17 protein-coding genes are annotated in these 14,454 nt (G+C 44.4%); 13 read left to right on the forward strand and 4 right to left on the reverse strand.

Annotation, left to right across the window (positions count from 1 at the left end; genetic code table 11):
* The first annotated feature begins 39 nt into the window (after window positions 1-39).
* The 5 genes from Dvar_RS28600 (at window position 40) to Dvar_RS28620 (ending at window position 3,345) form a co-directional block, all read left to right on the forward strand.
* Window positions 40-444: a hypothetical protein gene (locus tag Dvar_RS28600; RefSeq protein WP_419656551.1), complete on the forward strand. Its 405-nt coding sequence runs from the start codon at window positions 40-42 to the stop codon at window positions 442-444.
* Between the two features lie 72 nt (window positions 445-516).
* On the forward strand, window positions 517-1,341 hold the full coding sequence (locus Dvar_RS28605) for a DUF3800 domain-containing protein (RefSeq protein WP_419656552.1): 825 nt from the start codon (window positions 517-519) through the stop codon (window positions 1,339-1,341).
* Window positions 1,342-1,406: 65 nt separating this feature from the next.
* A complete protein-coding gene (locus Dvar_RS28610) occupies window positions 1,407-1,886 on the forward strand; it encodes an MltR family transcriptional regulator (RefSeq protein ID WP_419656553.1) in 480 nt (159 codons plus the stop codon).
* Window positions 1,887-2,238: 352 nt separating this feature from the next.
* Window positions 2,239-2,880, forward strand: a complete 642-nt coding sequence (locus tag Dvar_RS28615) for a recombinase family protein (RefSeq protein ID WP_419656554.1) — start codon at window positions 2,239-2,241, stop codon at window positions 2,878-2,880.
* Window positions 2,881-3,069: 189 nt separating this feature from the next.
* Window positions 3,070-3,345 carry an HU family DNA-binding protein gene (locus Dvar_RS28620; RefSeq protein WP_419656555.1) on the forward strand — a complete coding sequence of 92 codons (276 nt, stop codon included), beginning with the start codon at window positions 3,070-3,072 and terminating at the stop codon, window positions 3,343-3,345.
* A 181-nt stretch (window positions 3,346-3,526) separates the two neighbouring features.
* Here Dvar_RS28620 and Dvar_RS28625 read toward each other — a convergent pair whose 3' ends face one another.
* Entirely contained in the window at window positions 3,527-4,075 is a 549-nt protein-coding gene (locus Dvar_RS28625; RefSeq protein WP_419656556.1) for a hypothetical protein, read from the reverse strand.
* 380 nt (window positions 4,076-4,455) lie between these two features.
* On the opposite strand from Dvar_RS28625, the gene Dvar_RS28630 reads away from it, so the two are divergent.
* The 5 genes from Dvar_RS28630 to Dvar_RS28650 all read left to right on the forward strand — a co-directional run bounded on the left by Dvar_RS28630 (window position 4,456) and on the right by Dvar_RS28650 (window position 8,366).
* Complete coding sequence (locus Dvar_RS28630) at window positions 4,456-5,091, forward strand: hypothetical protein (RefSeq protein WP_419656557.1); 636 nt, start codon at window positions 4,456-4,458, stop codon at window positions 5,089-5,091.
* 66 nt (window positions 5,092-5,157) lie between these two features.
* Window positions 5,158-5,454 carry a CHC2 zinc finger domain-containing protein gene (locus Dvar_RS28635; RefSeq protein ID WP_419656558.1) on the forward strand — a complete coding sequence of 99 codons (297 nt, stop codon included), beginning with the start codon at window positions 5,158-5,160 and terminating at the stop codon, window positions 5,452-5,454.
* 16 nt (window positions 5,455-5,470) lie between these two features.
* Entirely contained in the window at window positions 5,471-6,025 is a 555-nt protein-coding gene (locus Dvar_RS28640; protein WP_419656559.1) for a DNA methylase, read from the forward strand.
* On the forward strand, window positions 6,016-7,692 hold the full coding sequence (locus Dvar_RS28645) for an integrase (protein ID WP_419656560.1): 1,677 nt from the start codon (window positions 6,016-6,018) through the stop codon (window positions 7,690-7,692). The genes Dvar_RS28640 and Dvar_RS28645 overlap by 10 nt, the downstream gene beginning before the upstream one ends.
* Window positions 7,689-8,366, forward strand: coding sequence for an ATP-binding protein (locus tag Dvar_RS28650; RefSeq protein ID WP_419656561.1), 678 nt, complete (start codon window positions 7,689-7,691; stop codon window positions 8,364-8,366). The genes Dvar_RS28645 and Dvar_RS28650 overlap by 4 nt, the downstream gene beginning before the upstream one ends.
* Window positions 8,367-8,631: 265 nt before the next feature.
* Here the strand turns inward: Dvar_RS28650 and Dvar_RS28655 are convergent, their stop codons facing one another.
* Both Dvar_RS28655 and Dvar_RS28660 read right to left on the reverse strand, forming a co-directional pair.
* Complete coding sequence (locus Dvar_RS28655) at window positions 8,632-9,123, reverse strand: hypothetical protein (RefSeq protein WP_419656562.1); 492 nt, start codon at window positions 9,121-9,123, stop codon at window positions 8,632-8,634.
* Window positions 9,124-9,801: 678 nt separating this feature from the next.
* A complete protein-coding gene (locus Dvar_RS28660; protein WP_419656563.1) occupies window positions 9,802-10,803 on the reverse strand; it encodes a pentapeptide repeat-containing protein in 1,002 nt (333 codons plus the stop codon).
* A 407-nt stretch (window positions 10,804-11,210) separates the two neighbouring features.
* On the opposite strand from Dvar_RS28660, the gene Dvar_RS28665 reads away from it, so the two are divergent.
* The 3 genes from Dvar_RS28665 to Dvar_RS28675 are packed head-to-tail and all read left to right on the forward strand — an operon-like array spanning window position 11,211 to window position 12,997.
* Window positions 11,211-11,501 (forward strand): hypothetical protein, encoded by a 291-nt coding sequence (locus Dvar_RS28665; RefSeq protein ID WP_419656564.1) that lies wholly within the window; start codon window positions 11,211-11,213, stop codon window positions 11,499-11,501.
* A gap of 12 nt (window positions 11,502-11,513) precedes the next feature.
* Complete coding sequence (locus tag Dvar_RS28670) at window positions 11,514-11,765, forward strand: helix-turn-helix domain-containing protein (protein ID WP_419656565.1); 252 nt, start codon at window positions 11,514-11,516, stop codon at window positions 11,763-11,765.
* 53 nt (window positions 11,766-11,818) lie between these two features.
* Complete coding sequence (locus Dvar_RS28675; RefSeq protein ID WP_419656566.1) at window positions 11,819-12,997, forward strand: tyrosine-type recombinase/integrase; 1,179 nt, start codon at window positions 11,819-11,821, stop codon at window positions 12,995-12,997.
* A 3-nt stretch (window positions 12,998-13,000) separates the two neighbouring features.
* Here the strand turns inward: Dvar_RS28675 and mpl are convergent, their stop codons facing one another.
* A complete protein-coding gene (gene mpl / locus Dvar_RS28680; protein WP_419656567.1) occupies window positions 13,001-14,389 on the reverse strand; it encodes a UDP-N-acetylmuramate:L-alanyl-gamma-D-glutamyl-meso-diaminopimelate ligase in 1,389 nt (462 codons plus the stop codon).
* Window positions 14,390-14,454 lie beyond the last annotated feature (65 nt).

Below are 14,454 nucleotides of genomic sequence, written 5' to 3' on the forward strand. Positions count from 1 at the left end.
GACGTCTATTGAATATCAATGTTAAGTTTCAGGAATATCATGGCAACATTTGAACATCTCGACTTGTTATTAGGACAGTCCCTCGAATGTTTAGAGGAAGCAGCGAGCGAAATTAGAGCGCTTTCTCTTGTGAATCAAAAAGAAATGCTCAAGCATATTGGTCGTTCCATTGTTGAGTTATGGGAAGTTCGCGATGTGGTCTATCAAATGAGACCCGACATAAAAAGAGACTTCGCCAAAGAATATTCCAATGACCAACAAAGATTCGAAGGTCTTAATGTTATTCAAAGGAAGGCGGCAGAAGCTGAAAGAGCCGGCGACTATGATCTATCGATTGATATCTATAAGGATTTATTGTCAAAGTCTAAATATGGCTTCTTCCAGCTCCTTGCAGAAGCAGGACTTTACCGGTGTATGGACTTAAAGAATAGATCGACAACTTAACCTTTCGCTTCACCGGATTCGGGCCAAAGAGCGGCCCTCTCCGGTGAGCGATGCGTTAGCCTGAGATAAGCCATGGAAATATTTTTTGCTGACGATACCGTCCAAAAATCTATCAGGGAAGGGATGGGCAAGGTGATTGGATTTGGTGGACTATTCATAACACCACAGAACATCCGCCCTCTGACCGCAGAGATAAATCAAATAGCAACTCGGTACAATATCCCTGATGGTGAAGAAATCAAATGGTCTCCAGATAGAAAGAGCTATATTTATCGATATTTACATGGAAGTGATCGTACAAATTGCTATTCAGAAATCCTAAACGCAACAAAAAAGTATGACATTAAAAGCCTTGTAATAGCATGGGACACAGGGCGTACGTCTCTTCAAGGAGATGCTGCTTTCGAAAAATGCGTTGATTTTTTATTTGAGAGAATATCTGTTCAGTGGAAAAAGAAAAACAATATCGGTATTATTGTAGCAGATAGACCATCAGGCGGAAGGAAGGAAGAAGAGAAGTTTCTAATTAATTTTCTGGACAGATACCAACGCGGTACTGAATATTCTCTGCCTGATAATTTTGCACTTAATATCCTGACTACTCATTCTCACCTTGTAAGGCCATTGCAGCTTGCCGATTTAATAACGGGTATCACAGTTTCAATGGTTTGCGGAGGATACAAATATGCTAAACCTCTATTCCCTATAATCAAAGACACATTAATTCGAAATCATCTTGGATTCATTGGAGGAACAGGTCTTAAGCTATTTCCGGATGATTTAGTAAATTTATATTATTGGGTACTTAATGAAGATTGCTTTTCAAAAGTCAGTTTGATGTCTGGAAGAATGCTACCATGGAACATTAGGCCATATTATACAGAGGAAATGAAATGATTATTGGCTATCCTTGCCATTAAACCCGACTCGCTAACGGATGTGGAAAGTTAGCTTATATTGATATGAAAAAGTACGTATTTGACATAAAAAGAGAAACCAATTTTATAAAAGAAATTAATGAACAGAGTGATCGTGGAGCTGCTTTGATTGTTGCAACGTGGCTTGATGAAGAACTGAGAGCAGCCATAAAAACCAAATTTGTTAATTCTGACTCTAACGAAAAAAAAGTGTTCGAAGGAAATGGTCCGCTATCAACATTTTCATCAAAAATCGAAATCGGTTATTCATTAGGGCTATTATCAAAACAAGCATACTCTGATTTAACGATAATCAGAAAAATTAGAAATGATTTTGCACATTCAATTTTAGGTGAAAATTCTGAAGCAGTTAGTTTTAAGAGTAAACACATCCGTGACAGGTGCTACAGTTTAAAGCGCGTTGAAGATGAGGAGTTCGATTCGCCAAGACATTCATTTTTAAGAAATTGTGCTGCAATATGGGCAGATATTAACTTTATTGTTTGGGCAGAAAAAGCGACGTGAGCTAACCTCAAGATTTATATGGGCATTGAATTTGCGATATTTTCAAATAATCACCGGAAGCACCGATTACAGATATCTATAATCCGACCATTCAAAATCGAATTCGATGCAGATCCAGGTTACAATACCTTGTTTCAACCTCGATCCTAAGTCATATTTCATCTGGCAATCGCAACGCCCTAAATTTTAAATTTGGTCTTTTCTCCCCTCCTCCAGCCTTAAACGTGCAAGAAATCGATCGTTTGATGGAAACATAAAAGGGAACGAAAACGATTGACTTATTGGAAACTTTTATGGGAAAAGAAGATAGATTTTGACATTTTCTTTCCCTCGTCATCGAAAGGATTCCAATATGGCTGAAAACACCATGATCAAGCGACAACCGGTTGTTCCGAGAAATGTTGCCTACCTCAGAGTCAGCACCCAGGATCAGGATACCGAGAAGAACAAGGATGATATTTTGAGGTTCGCTAATGATCGGAAATTCGGCCATGTTGAATTTGTTGAAGAGAAGGTATCCGGTCGCAAAAGCTGGAAGGAACGCAAGATAGCCGGCATCGTCGACGACCTTTCAGTTGGACACCGGATTATCACCCCGGAGCTTTCCAGATTAGGGCGCAGTACCCTGGAAGTTTTGGAGATCCTCAACGCGGCCAAAGAAAGGGGCATTGCCGTTTTTTCGGTAAAGGAAAAGATCGAACTCAACGGCGATGACATTCAATCGAAAGTTATGGCAACGATGTTGTCACTGTTCGCAGAACTTGAACGGAACTTTATCAGCATGCGGACAAAAGAAGCCCTGGCAGCAAAGAAAAAGGAAGGCGTCAAACTCGGTAGGCCCGTGGGATCATTCAAGAGCAAGCTTGACTGTCACCGAGATGAGATCGTTGCATTGTTGAAAATGGGAGTCACCAAGGTCAAGATCGCCGAGAAATACGGTTGCGACCGATCCTTGGTCCATAAGTGGCTTACAAAAAATAAGATCCAGGCATAGAGGCACGGCCAGTCATAGCTCGGCGAGGCTTGGCTTGGCCGGGCACCTTAACACCCTCCCAGCCGTTTTGGGGAACCGTCAAAGAACAACTGTACCAAACTAATTTATTGACATTATTGTTAATACAATAGTAGGTTTTCAAAAATCCCCTCTTTCTATTTCCTGCACAGCCCAAGGAGCCCCGCCCCGATGAACAAACTCGAACTGATCCAGGCATTGAAATACGCCACCGATCTGTCCAATTCCGAAGCTGCCGCCGTTGTTGACCTCTTTTTCAATAGGATGGCCGATGCCCTGGCCAAAGGGAACCGTGTGGAAATTCGCGGGTTGTGCTCGTTTTTTGTCAAGGAATACGAAGGATACACCGGGCGGAACCCGAAAACCGGTAAAAGTGTCAAAATCAAGCCGAAGAAGCTGCCGTTTTTCAAGGCGGGCAAGGAATTGAAAGAGCGGGTGGATGGGTGACTTGAATAGTATCTGCAGGTGTAGCGAATGTGAAATATGGTATTGTAATCTTTACCGAAGCACTAAATGCTTTTGGACGACCGGACTGCATCTATCTGCAATCAAGACCAACCTGCGATAGATTGGAAGAATCGCAGTCTTAACACCTGCGTCACGGGCGGTATGGTCTTCACCGTCCCTGTTAATGCGGAGGTTGGATATTGCCTTCTAAAATCCGCTGGCGAATAGGTCCCCATTTAGCCAAGATCTCATCTCGGCTGGTGCCACGTGATTCAGCATAATCGTAGCAGATCCCATGTAACAACTTAATAGCGACTCCATGGAGAACCCATTTTGGTTCGTCATGAGGAACGGACTTCAACACCTCTGAGATTTGACTAATCCTCTGGGACACTTCAGAGTCATTTCCCATCAATTCGACGCCATGTGCCAAATCGTTTCTTAGTTTTCGTAATAAATGAAGTCCCTTCGCAGTTGGTTCTTTAATCATGTCAAGTAAAAGTGATGTATCTATTGCCTTGGAAAAGGTATTGTATGCATCCTTACCCTTTCTCAAACTATTCAAAGCGTCTTTCCTAAGTGACGTTTCATTTTTGATTATAAAAACCAGAAGCGCATCAATTACTGAGGATAGTATTATCACATTTCCTCGCATCGAATCTGTGAAAAGATTTCGATCATAGAAAATACGAAGCCTTACGACCTTTTCGATAAGTTTTTCTATTTCCATTTCGTTTTCGGTAATCTTTTAAAACCTAACGTCAATGTTTATCGAATTAAACAACGCAAGTTGGCTAATTCCAGTATAACTAGTTGTTAGGATTCGGTGGGTATTTTGATACATGCACCTGGGCCAAGGTCATTAAGACCTACACCAAATTCGCCACTCTCTTTGTAGAGGTGCTCTAAGCGCTGGCGAATAGTGTAACGGAAGGTTTTACAAAATACAGTAACAAATTTATACCCCGCTGGCAAAGCTACCCCGCTGCTGTGCGATCCGGATATCCCGCCCGGGAATGAAATGGACATACCCCGCACTTTTGAAAAAATATCCCCCCTGTATTATGAAGTGAATCACCACAAAACACTAATAAACAGGAGGGATAAGCGATGCCGCCGACAGCGACATACAATGATATTAGAGCATATCAGGAAAAAGTAGAAAAGGATAAAATCACACCGCACAGCCTTCCGCCATGCCCGCGCTGTCAGGTTGAGTCCAGATTTTTCAAATTGCATGCATACCGCGAACGCCGGTTTTTGATTATCGTTGAGTTGCTTGTCGAAGCCGTGCTTTGCACATTGGTGCGCTTCAGGTGCCCGGATTGCGGAAAGACCATCACGTGCTATCCGGATTTTGCCATTGCTAACAAGCATTACACCCGCCAGAGCATTGAAAGCTTCAGCCGCGCCTATGTGCAAGATGATCACAAGACCTACGAAGATGCGGTAATGACCGATGATGGTGTCCCCGAACGGCCGGTCAGCGGCCAGGCCCTGGCACCATCGAGCGTCCATCGCTGGATCAGCACATTAGCCGATCTTACCTGCGATGGGATAAAAAAATCACTTCCAAAAAGCAGCGTTGCACAGTCTTTTGAAAATCTGGATCTGATACAAATCCCTGAAAGAAAGTACAAAACCCCCAAAAGGAAGCATTGCCTTTTTGTCTGCTGGTGGTTTTTCAAGACGGTGGCGTTTTTGAACAAATCGGATTTCACCGACTTTGCAATAACATCTGTGTGAACTTGATATACGGTGCCTTCATAACGCCCCAACTTGAACGGGCGAGCACAAAAGGAGGCTGCGATTATGGGTTCATACACGGATGGTTTTTTAAAAAGGCTGCGCAATGAGATCGATATTGACCAGATGATCCACACCTTGGCACTAGAAACGCGAACCGGTACAAACTACCTCCGGTTTCGCTGTCCGGTTTGCCACGGATTTCACACGGCGACCAACCCAAAAACCAACCTGGCTAGATGCTTCGAGTGCAAAATTAATTTTAATCCCATTGATTTGGTCATGGCGGTCACCGCCCAAAGCTTCGTGGAAACGGTTGAGTATTTGAAACCTCATCTGACCGATACCCGCACAAATGGATAGGAATCGGGTACAGAAAATGGCTCTGTCCAAAAGGCGCCTTTCGCAGCTGGAATCGGTGATTAAACAATATCGACAGGATTTTTATGCCGTTGGAAAAGCGCTCAGAGAGATCCGCGATGGCCGGCATTATCACAAGCTGACCTTTAACAGCTTTGAAAGTTATCTCAGGCGTCGATGGGATATGGGCCGCTCTACTGCCTACCGGCTCATTGAGGCCGCTGCGGTGATCGATAACCTGTCGCCAATTGGGGAGGTGTTGCCCAAAAACGAATCACAGGCCCGGCCCCTCACCCGGATAGATGCCTTTAGCCAAAGAAGGGTGTGGCGCGATTTTTTAGAAACCGGCCAAACGCTCACCGCGGTGAATATCAAAAAGTTCGTATCGGCTCACTTGGGTGAGCAAAAAACCAAAGCGGCCTTTCGCGAGGTCATCAGCACCGATTACCAAAAAGCCGTGCGTGCGATGCTCTGTCAGATCCGCATTGCGCAAAATGACGGCTGGAGAAAAACGTCACAAAAAACCGCTTTGTATTGGAACAATGTGATGAAAGAGAAAATATTGTGGCGATAGAGCAGGACATCTCAACGCTTTCTTTAGATGATCAATTCATGATCTTGCTGCATAAAAAGATTATGAACAAGACCGGTTCGGCCAAGCGCCGCGCCAAAAAGTATTATGTGGACCAGTATAAAAAAACAGGTATCATCCCCAAGCCACTGCTGCTTGCCGGCCGCGGCATCATGGAGGGCCGAAAATGCAGCGGACGGCCGCGTGCGCTGTCTTGTGACGTAAAAAACCGCTTTATTCAAATGGTCAAAGCCGCCTGTGATGCCGATGACGACAATTTTATCTACGTTACCCGAAAGGCGCGAAAGATCACGATCTTTCATCAATTTCTGGAAGAAGAATTTGAGAAAAAGATCTCCATACACGCCCTTTACCGTCTGGTTCGCCAGGAAAACCTGCATCTGTATTTGAAAAAGCCCGATTTTGATGAACTGCCGGCCAAGGGGTTTTTCAACCCCGAGGACATTTTTGATTTGGTGCAGGTTGACGGCTGCAGCTTTCAGTACATCAAAATCAAAGATGAAAACGGAAAGTGGCGTAAACCGCAGGTGATCGAATTTTATGATACCGGATCGCGGTATATGTTCGTATTGGAACTGTATTTTTCGGAAACCAGCCTCAATGCGCTGGATCTGTTTACCCGGTTTTTACTGTACGGGCCGTTTCCCAAAAAACGCATCCGGCTGCGTCCGGATCGCGCCAAAGGGTTTTTGAACCTGAAGCGGCCTATCCACGAACTGAACATCAAATACTCGCTGCCCGATGGATTTTATATGGAGCCGGACTTTACCGGCCCAAGGTCACCGAAGCACAAGGTGCATCTGGAGTCGAGCCATCGCAGTCTGCATCATTTTGAGATCCGTATCATTAAAAAGTTTGCCGACAAAATCTTAAAAACCGAACCGGGATGGGCCTTTAAAGGCAATAAAAAAGAGCCCATTGTCGTTACCTTTCTGGACATCAGCCTCGATCAGTTAAGACACAGCCGGATGCTTGAATTGTATCGCCGGCAGCACAATGAAAGCCTTCACCGATTTACCGAGGCCGGTAAATCGGTAAAATGGGTACCCAGGGAAAAGCTTGCGGCATATTTGTCGGATCAGGATACCCTGGCATTTGATCCGGATCACGTGCAGGGCTTTATCCGCTATGGATTTGATAAGCGAAAAGCCGTTGTCTCCACGCAAAAAACCATCACCTACGACAAACAGAAATATACCGTGGTTGTGGGGGCTGAGAAATTCAGTTCGCACAAAAGCACGCCCGTTCAGGTGTCTTGCTGCAACAACAAACTCTATATTTTTGAGCCCCAAAAAGACGGCGTTTTTTTGGGCGAGGCATTGTGCCAGCAGCGGTCGGAAAAACCCAAATCCGTGGTGGAAAAGTCAGAAAAAAGGCTGAAACAAAATGAGGTTGAACAGATTGCTGCATATCTTGAAGCCAGGCAAATGAGCGTTGATATGAAAAGCCTGATTGCCTGCTACCGAAACGGACTGACGTTTGATATCGCAAAGGCCGTCTTTGAAAACAACACGAAACGCTATGATCGGCTTGTGGCCAAGCTAGACGAGCCAGACAGAGCCGGTTTTGTGCGCTTCAACGCATTTGCCATCGATTATTATCGGTATCGGCGAAATCAGCTTGCACCGGGCAAGGCGAGTGGGCCATGAAAAAAAAGCGCAAAGAACACTTCATCAATGACAAGCGTCGGGTATCGTATCTGAGCAGCGTCTATACCCGCATGTACCGGGGCAAAAGCGTGTTGATTGAGGGCGCCTACGGCGCCGGCAAGACCCGCTTTTTACAATTGATCCAGCCGAAAAAATTAAAACCGGTTTGGCTCGAATCACTGGACAACAAACATGAAATCCTGGCATCAATCCTTCAGGAGCTAAATTATGAAGGTGTGGCAACCCATTGGCACACGTCCCGGAATCTGAAAAAAATCTGCAGCCTGACCGGTTTTTTTATTGTAATCGATGAGGCCAATGATCTGGATCGCCGGGTCTGGCCGTATTTTAAAAGAATTATTGATGCATACATCCCGATGGTTTTTGCAGGCTTGCCCAAGGTCAGAACGTATCTGGCCAGTGAACATCCGGATATTCTCAGCCGTTTAAAGGTACTGACGATTTATCCTATCATCGTTGAAGACTTTATTGCCGAGTATAAAAATTTTTCTTCGGAAGCCATTGAGCAGATATATGCCGCCACCGACGGTGATATGCGAAAATTTGAAGAAATCTGCATAGAATGCCAGGATAAGGCCAAGGAGCTCAAGTATAGCCTTGTGGATATCAATTTAGCCCTGACAGTCCTCACCGATCTTCCCTCCAACCATTGATCCGACTTTAGCCGATACCGATCCAACCCCCTTCATTTTAAGCTTTAACCCGAGGATCTGAACAAAATCCCCATCATTTAGATTGCATACTTCCGGGGGCTTTTGACCGGAATCAGTCAAAAAATGAAAAATGACAGAAAACCGAGCCGGTTTTTTGCATTTGGATGTCATCTTGTAAGAGAAGTAAACTATCGATATCTTAGGGGCATGCAAAATGCGAGCATTATTATTTTGCGAACATTGGCGTTACACTATTCGCCAGCGCTTAGTGCTCTATTATTTCGGCAGCATCTTTCAAGTACCGACTGCTATTTTCAAACGAGCAGTCATTTTGCCATTTAGACTTTAATTCTAGTACAGACTCCGTTGGGACAATGCCTTCACGGAACTCTTGAAGATTTTCAGTTTTACCATGAGCAAGTAAGTTACGGACATCAAAGATGGCTTTAATTGATTGCATCGGTCTTCTTGAATAATCGAGGGGCAAACTAAAATGCTCAGCCAATAGATTTAATTTTTCTTTGGGAGATAACTTTTTTTCAAAATGTTTCCAATGTTTAATTTTTTTTTGTCCAAGATGATTGAAAAATGCTTCAAGCGAGAAGGCGATAAGAATAATGGCATTCATACTTTTGAGCATTTTCATACCAGAATCGATGTCTTCGCCTGCAGCTTGAACTTCTTTTTTAGCGCCCATGTAAAGATAAGCATAAGTTCGGATTTCACGTTTGAGCATAGTGTTAAAATTAGTGTCCATATTGTAGAATACCTAACCATTGATTATCAGGTCAATTTACCCTTACAAGTTTATATTGATTATGTTCTCGGGCAATTTCGCCCTATTCTAATGACAATCCCGCTTTTCAAAATTATCCAATAAAATTTATCAGTAGAAATCAATAAAATTAATTAATTAACAATATTGGTAACTACGCGAAGTGCGTTGCTATTAATCACAAATTAATTAAGATTACCTTGCGGCAGCCAACCCTGTCAAATATTGTGATATACGAGATTATGTCGTCTCGTTTGAAATTAGTATCGGGTAAAGATACGTACAGGGTATCTGGCGAAATTAGGGTCACTTAAAAACGTGTATTTCCAGCTATCTACATAATTGCCAGTTCATAATGATATACAGGCTGTATCTGGACAGGCGAAGTTTGGGGATTTGGTATTGATATCTGTATAGGGGCTTTGAAAGATTTTGGTTAAACGGAATGTCGATATTTGCAATAGCGACCGACCGGCACTTAGTTGGAGTAGTCTGTAAATTGGACGCACATTCGAATCCCGCCACCCCATCATTAACTAACTATGAAAGCAATTCATTAAATCAACTTGTGGATACATAATCTTATAGCCACAGTGTAGCATATGCCCTCTCATAGCGGTGCTGATCATGAATTCAATGATTTGTTAAGATACACTTTCTTTATTGTATCCTGATTCTAAAATTTTCCATTTTCTTTGGGAATGGACTATTTCCCAATACATCAGGACACTTTGATTTTATTAATCTGTTTAGGGATTCTGACATCTCAGCATTGTATAAAGTCAAGGCATTACATAAAAGCCTACAGTTCTCTGAGTTTATTCCTCCAGGTGGCACATAATCATTTGTAAGCAATACATTTTTTGACCCACTTTTATATTTTTTTTCGAATCTTTCATCAGTTGTAGGTGTAACAATGTCAATCAATTTAGTTTCAATTAGACTCGCACCGCTAAAATTACAGCCAGTGATTCCAGCTTTTTCAAGATTCGCCTTATCAAGCATTGCATCAACGAATGAGGCATTAACTAATAATGATTTTTTTAAATTAGCTTGAAAAAGATCTGCCCGATTTAAATTCGCTCCTATCAATATTGTATTTTCTAAATTTGCCTCACGAAGGTTCGCCCCGGTTAAGTTAGCGTTGGTTAGGTCTAAACCATGAAGGGAATCTTTCCATGCTTCGAGCACACTTATTAACAGTTCTACATTCTCAATATCCGCTATCCCCTCCCCGAACATAGAAGTATATATTGAAATTGGATTTAAAAAATCTGGGTTAACAGGGATCTTTGAATTTTGTAATTTGGGTATTCTGTTTAGCGTCATTCTCCAAGTTTGGGTTGCAAGCTGTCCGATAACCGCGTTTGTTTTTAACTCTAACATATTTCTAGCATTTTCAAATCTTTGGTAAGCCAATCCATACAAAGCAACGTAAATACCAACAACCCAAATCACAAATGTAGGTGGTGATTTTCTCTGTTCGCGCACATTTGGAGACGGCGGCCAAACTTTTTCATATACAAAACGAAGACCAGAGAACTCCCAACTCACCCACGTTAAGAATTCTCTTAATGAATTGAATTTTTTAAGGCACCAAAGCAAGGCAAAAATGGATCCATAGCCAATAAATAGTGCGAATATGTGCTGTTTATCTAACATCTCATTAATTTCTATTTCAAGTTATCTGTCTTTTTCTTACGACTACAGTCAATTTGAGAGTACCTTGCGTCAGCCAGCCCTGTCAAATGTTGTGATAGCCTGGATTATGTCATCTCGTTGGAAATTGAGAGCGGATACAGATATGTACAGGTAATTACAACCAACTTAAAACACATAAAATTTGTGATATCTATAAACGAAACAAGCGTTCTTCCCATGGAAACCAGTAAATAATTATTCGACAGGCCGTATAGGCACTCATCCTGGAGACAAGAAACATGATACCCGGTCCTACTGAGGGACCGGGTATTTTTGTTTGAAATTTTGCTGTTGACATTTATCATTACGGGTGACATTTATTAATTTTTCATAGTTTATTAATTTTTAATAAGAGAGGAGGCGGCCAAATGGCTAAAGCCGAAAACATCAAGTCTATTACGGTTCGATGCCCCGAACCGATCCACCGCAAATTACGGATGCTGGCGGCAATGAGGGGGCTAACGATGTCGGATACGCTGTTATGGTTGATCGAATCGGCAAAAATTGAAAACCCCGATGACGTTGCGACGGTTCAAAGCCTGCTCTATGGCGCATCGGCGGGAATCCAGGAACCCAACCAAGGCAATCAGCAGGGGGAACAGCAGATCGGGAGGAAAACCAAAGCACCAAAACGGAAACCTAAAATCCAAATCGATTAAGAAAGGAAGCCTATGATCAGAATCAAATATTATACCGGATGCAAGAAACCCGCAGAAGCTGCCAAATATGCGGGGGTCAGTGAACGAACATTGAAAAGCTGGTATTCCAAAGGCCTGCCGCACAACAAAATCAATTCCCGGCTCACATTGATCAATGGCAAGGCATTGGAAGAGTGGTGTGAGTCTCACCAACAGATCAAGGACAAACCCATTACAATCAACGAAAGGGCCAATGAACTGCTCAAAAAAACAATCGGTAAATGATCGGAAACGGCGCCCGGTTTCCAGCCGGGCACCAAACAGAAAGGATCGGTAACATGGGAGTCAAAGTCAGAAAATATGACAATGGCAGTGCATATTTCTTCGATATCATCTGGAAGGGTGAAAGGTTAAAAAAACCGGCTGGTGAGGATCAAGCTGTTGCTGAAGCGGCAGCAACACTTCTTGAAGCGAAGCTCAAGACGGGGGAAACCACCGTTGCTCAACTCAAGTATTCAGGAGATAAAACCGGCGAAACGCCCACATTCGGCGAAATAGCCAAGGTTTGGTTATCCTTGCCCCACGAATGGAAACCATCGACAAGGGACTCATACGAGTTCAACCTCAGAAAGCACATCCTGCCCAAATTCGGCAAGCTTAGGATTGATGAAATCACCCGCAGCATGATCAGGCGGTTTCTTGATGACAAGTTGGTCAAAGGGGCGGCACCCGCCTTTGTATCCCTTCTGAAAGCACCTATAAACGGCGTCATGGCTCAGGCTGTCGATTATGAATACATCCCACATAATCCCGCCAAAGACATTTCAGTTAAAAAATCCAAAAATACCGCGCGGCACGTCAACCCGCTATCAGAAAAGCAGATACCGATGCTGCTCGAAGCGGCTAAAAAGTTCGTCGGCGGTTGGTATTACCCTCCCCTGCTTTGCTCCTTGATGACCGGGCTCCGATTCGGTGAACTCCAGGCGCTGAAATGGGAGGATATTGATTTTGAAACGAGGATCATATCCATTGAGCGGATTTGGTATCGTGGCAGATTTGGGACACCTAAAAGCGGTAAGTCTCGCAAAGTCGATGCGCCCCCGCATTTGATTGAAACCCTGAATGCGCTGAAACTGGAACAAAGGAAACAGTCGTTTAGAAATGGAACTGGCGGGAAGGCTTTTGAATTTGTCTTCGCCAACCACAAGGGGAATATGCTCGACCAGTGTTCCTATAACAACGCCCTAAAAAAATGCCTCAAGACCGCCGGGCTCCCAAAAATCCGAGTCCATGACCTGCGGCACACCTATGCAACGGTACGAATCCTACGCGGCCATAATATCGCCGATGTCAGCAACCAGCTCGGGCACCGGAATATTGGCATCACTCTGGATTATTATTTTCATTTTGTCCCTGGAAAATTTAAATCCGAAATCGAAACCCTGGACACCCTGATTGATCCCCCTAAAAACCCAAAAACGTCCAGAAAACGTCCAGAATTTTCTCCCGCCAAATGAAAATTACAAAGAATTCAAGAGCCTTTCATGGATATTGTCGAACCCGCCATTGGACATGATCAGGATAATATCACCCGGCATTGATGTGCGAACCAGATCGTCAATAATGCCTTCTGTATCGTCGAAGTGGGACGCATCCTTGCCTCTTTTGATCAGATCGGCGACAAGCTGTTGGCTGGAGAAGCGCTGCCCTTCGGGGACTTTTTGGAGCATGGATGGCTTGCGGATACAAATCCGGTCCGCCGGATCGAACACGCCGGCATAGTCCTTTTGAAATACCTTGCGCATGCTTGAATTGGTCCGCGGCTCAAATACGGCAACCACACGATTGTTATGAAAGTAATGTTTCACTGCGGCAAGCGTTTCGCGCACAGCCGTGGGATGATGGGCAAAATCATCCATCACCACGATACCGCGTTTTTCACCACGGATCTCCTGTCGCCGCCTGACACCGGAAAAGCCTTCCAACGCCTTCGCAATATCATCTGGACTCAGTCCCAGATCGTCGGCCACGGCAATGGTGGCCAGGGTATTTTTCAAATTGTGCACACCGATCATGCGTGTACTGAACCATCCGAACAGTGCTCCATTTTTCTGCACCTGAAATCGGGTCTGGGGCGGCTCGATGATAATTTCTCCCAACCGCCATTGTGACGTCTGCTCAAGACCGTATGTTTGCCGCCGGCACACGGCCCGCCCCACCAAATCAAGCACATTGCGATCATCATCCACACTGACAAGGAGGGCCGAGGCCGGTATTTGACCGATAAATCGTCCAAAAGCATCCCGGACATGGTCCAGATCACGATAAATGTCCGCATGATCGAATTCAACACTGGTCAGTATTGCGGCATGCGGGGTGTAATGGAGAAACTTGGGACCCTTGTCAAAAAATGCGGTATCGTATTCATCGGCTTCGATGACGATGCAGTCGCCCTCTCCACTTCGATAGTTGCTCGTAAAATTGGGCAGGATACCACCGATGATGAACGACGGATCCCGGCCGGCCGAAAAAAGCATCCAGGCCAGCATGGCCGAGGTCGTCGTTTTTCCGTGGGTTCCGGCAACGAGCAACTGGCGTTTACCGGCAGCGGCAAATCGATTGACCGCCTGCGGCATCGAACAATAGCAAAGCTCCATATCCATGGTGGCCAGGACCTCTGCATTGTCCCGGGAAACGGCATTGCCGATCACAACCAAATCCGGACGGTGGGACAAATGGTCCCCATCGAATCCGGCCATGACCGTCACCCCCTTTTCCTCCAGGAATCGACTCATGGGCGGATAGACATTCTTGTCGGAACCGGTAACCTGATACCCCGCATCTTTGAGCATACACGCCAGGGCACCCATGGCCGTTCCACACACCGCAATCAAATGAACGGATTTCACCTTTTCCGGGATACGATTGTTTTCGGACAGAATCAGACCTCCACTGTTTTTTTAAATGAAATGAC

It is taken from the genome of Desulfosarcina variabilis str. Montpellier, assembly GCF_048565275.1.
Taxonomy (GTDB): domain Bacteria; phylum Desulfobacterota; class Desulfobacteria; order Desulfobacterales; family Desulfosarcinaceae; genus Desulfosarcina; species Desulfosarcina variabilis.

Excerpts from the sequence above, each read along its gene's own strand:
- Dvar_RS28675 (WP_419656566.1), top strand. The coding sequence starts at position 11,819 with ATGGGAGTCAAAGTCAGAAAATATGACAATGGCAGTGCATATTTCTTC.
- Dvar_RS28660 (WP_419656563.1), bottom strand. The coding sequence starts at position 10,803 with ATGTTAGATAAACAGCACATATTCGCACTATTTATTGGCTATGGATCC.
- Dvar_RS28630 (WP_419656557.1), top strand. The coding sequence starts at position 4,456 with ATGCCGCCGACAGCGACATACAATGATATTAGAGCATATCAGGAAAAA.
- Dvar_RS28650 (WP_419656561.1), top strand. The coding sequence starts at position 7,689 with ATGAAAAAAAAGCGCAAAGAACACTTCATCAATGACAAGCGTCGGGTA.
- Dvar_RS28640 (WP_419656559.1), top strand. The coding sequence starts at position 5,471 with ATGGCTCTGTCCAAAAGGCGCCTTTCGCAGCTGGAATCGGTGATTAAA.
- Dvar_RS28600 (WP_419656551.1), top strand. The coding sequence starts at position 40 with ATGGCAACATTTGAACATCTCGACTTGTTATTAGGACAGTCCCTCGAA.
- Dvar_RS28610 (WP_419656553.1), top strand. The coding sequence starts at position 1,407 with ATGAAAAAGTACGTATTTGACATAAAAAGAGAAACCAATTTTATAAAA.
- Dvar_RS28655 (WP_419656562.1), bottom strand. The coding sequence starts at position 9,123 with ATGGACACTAATTTTAACACTATGCTCAAACGTGAAATCCGAACTTAT.
- Dvar_RS28665 (WP_419656564.1), top strand. The coding sequence starts at position 11,211 with ATGGCTAAAGCCGAAAACATCAAGTCTATTACGGTTCGATGCCCCGAA.
- Dvar_RS28670 (WP_419656565.1), top strand. The coding sequence starts at position 11,514 with ATGATCAGAATCAAATATTATACCGGATGCAAGAAACCCGCAGAAGCT.
- Dvar_RS28620 (WP_419656555.1), top strand. The coding sequence starts at position 3,070 with ATGAACAAACTCGAACTGATCCAGGCATTGAAATACGCCACCGATCTG.
- Dvar_RS28635 (WP_419656558.1), top strand. The coding sequence starts at position 5,158 with ATGGGTTCATACACGGATGGTTTTTTAAAAAGGCTGCGCAATGAGATC.
- Dvar_RS28625 (WP_419656556.1), bottom strand. The coding sequence starts at position 4,075 with ATGGAAATAGAAAAACTTATCGAAAAGGTCGTAAGGCTTCGTATTTTC.
- Dvar_RS28605 (WP_419656552.1), top strand. The coding sequence starts at position 517 with ATGGAAATATTTTTTGCTGACGATACCGTCCAAAAATCTATCAGGGAA.
- Dvar_RS28615 (WP_419656554.1), top strand. The coding sequence starts at position 2,239 with ATGGCTGAAAACACCATGATCAAGCGACAACCGGTTGTTCCGAGAAAT.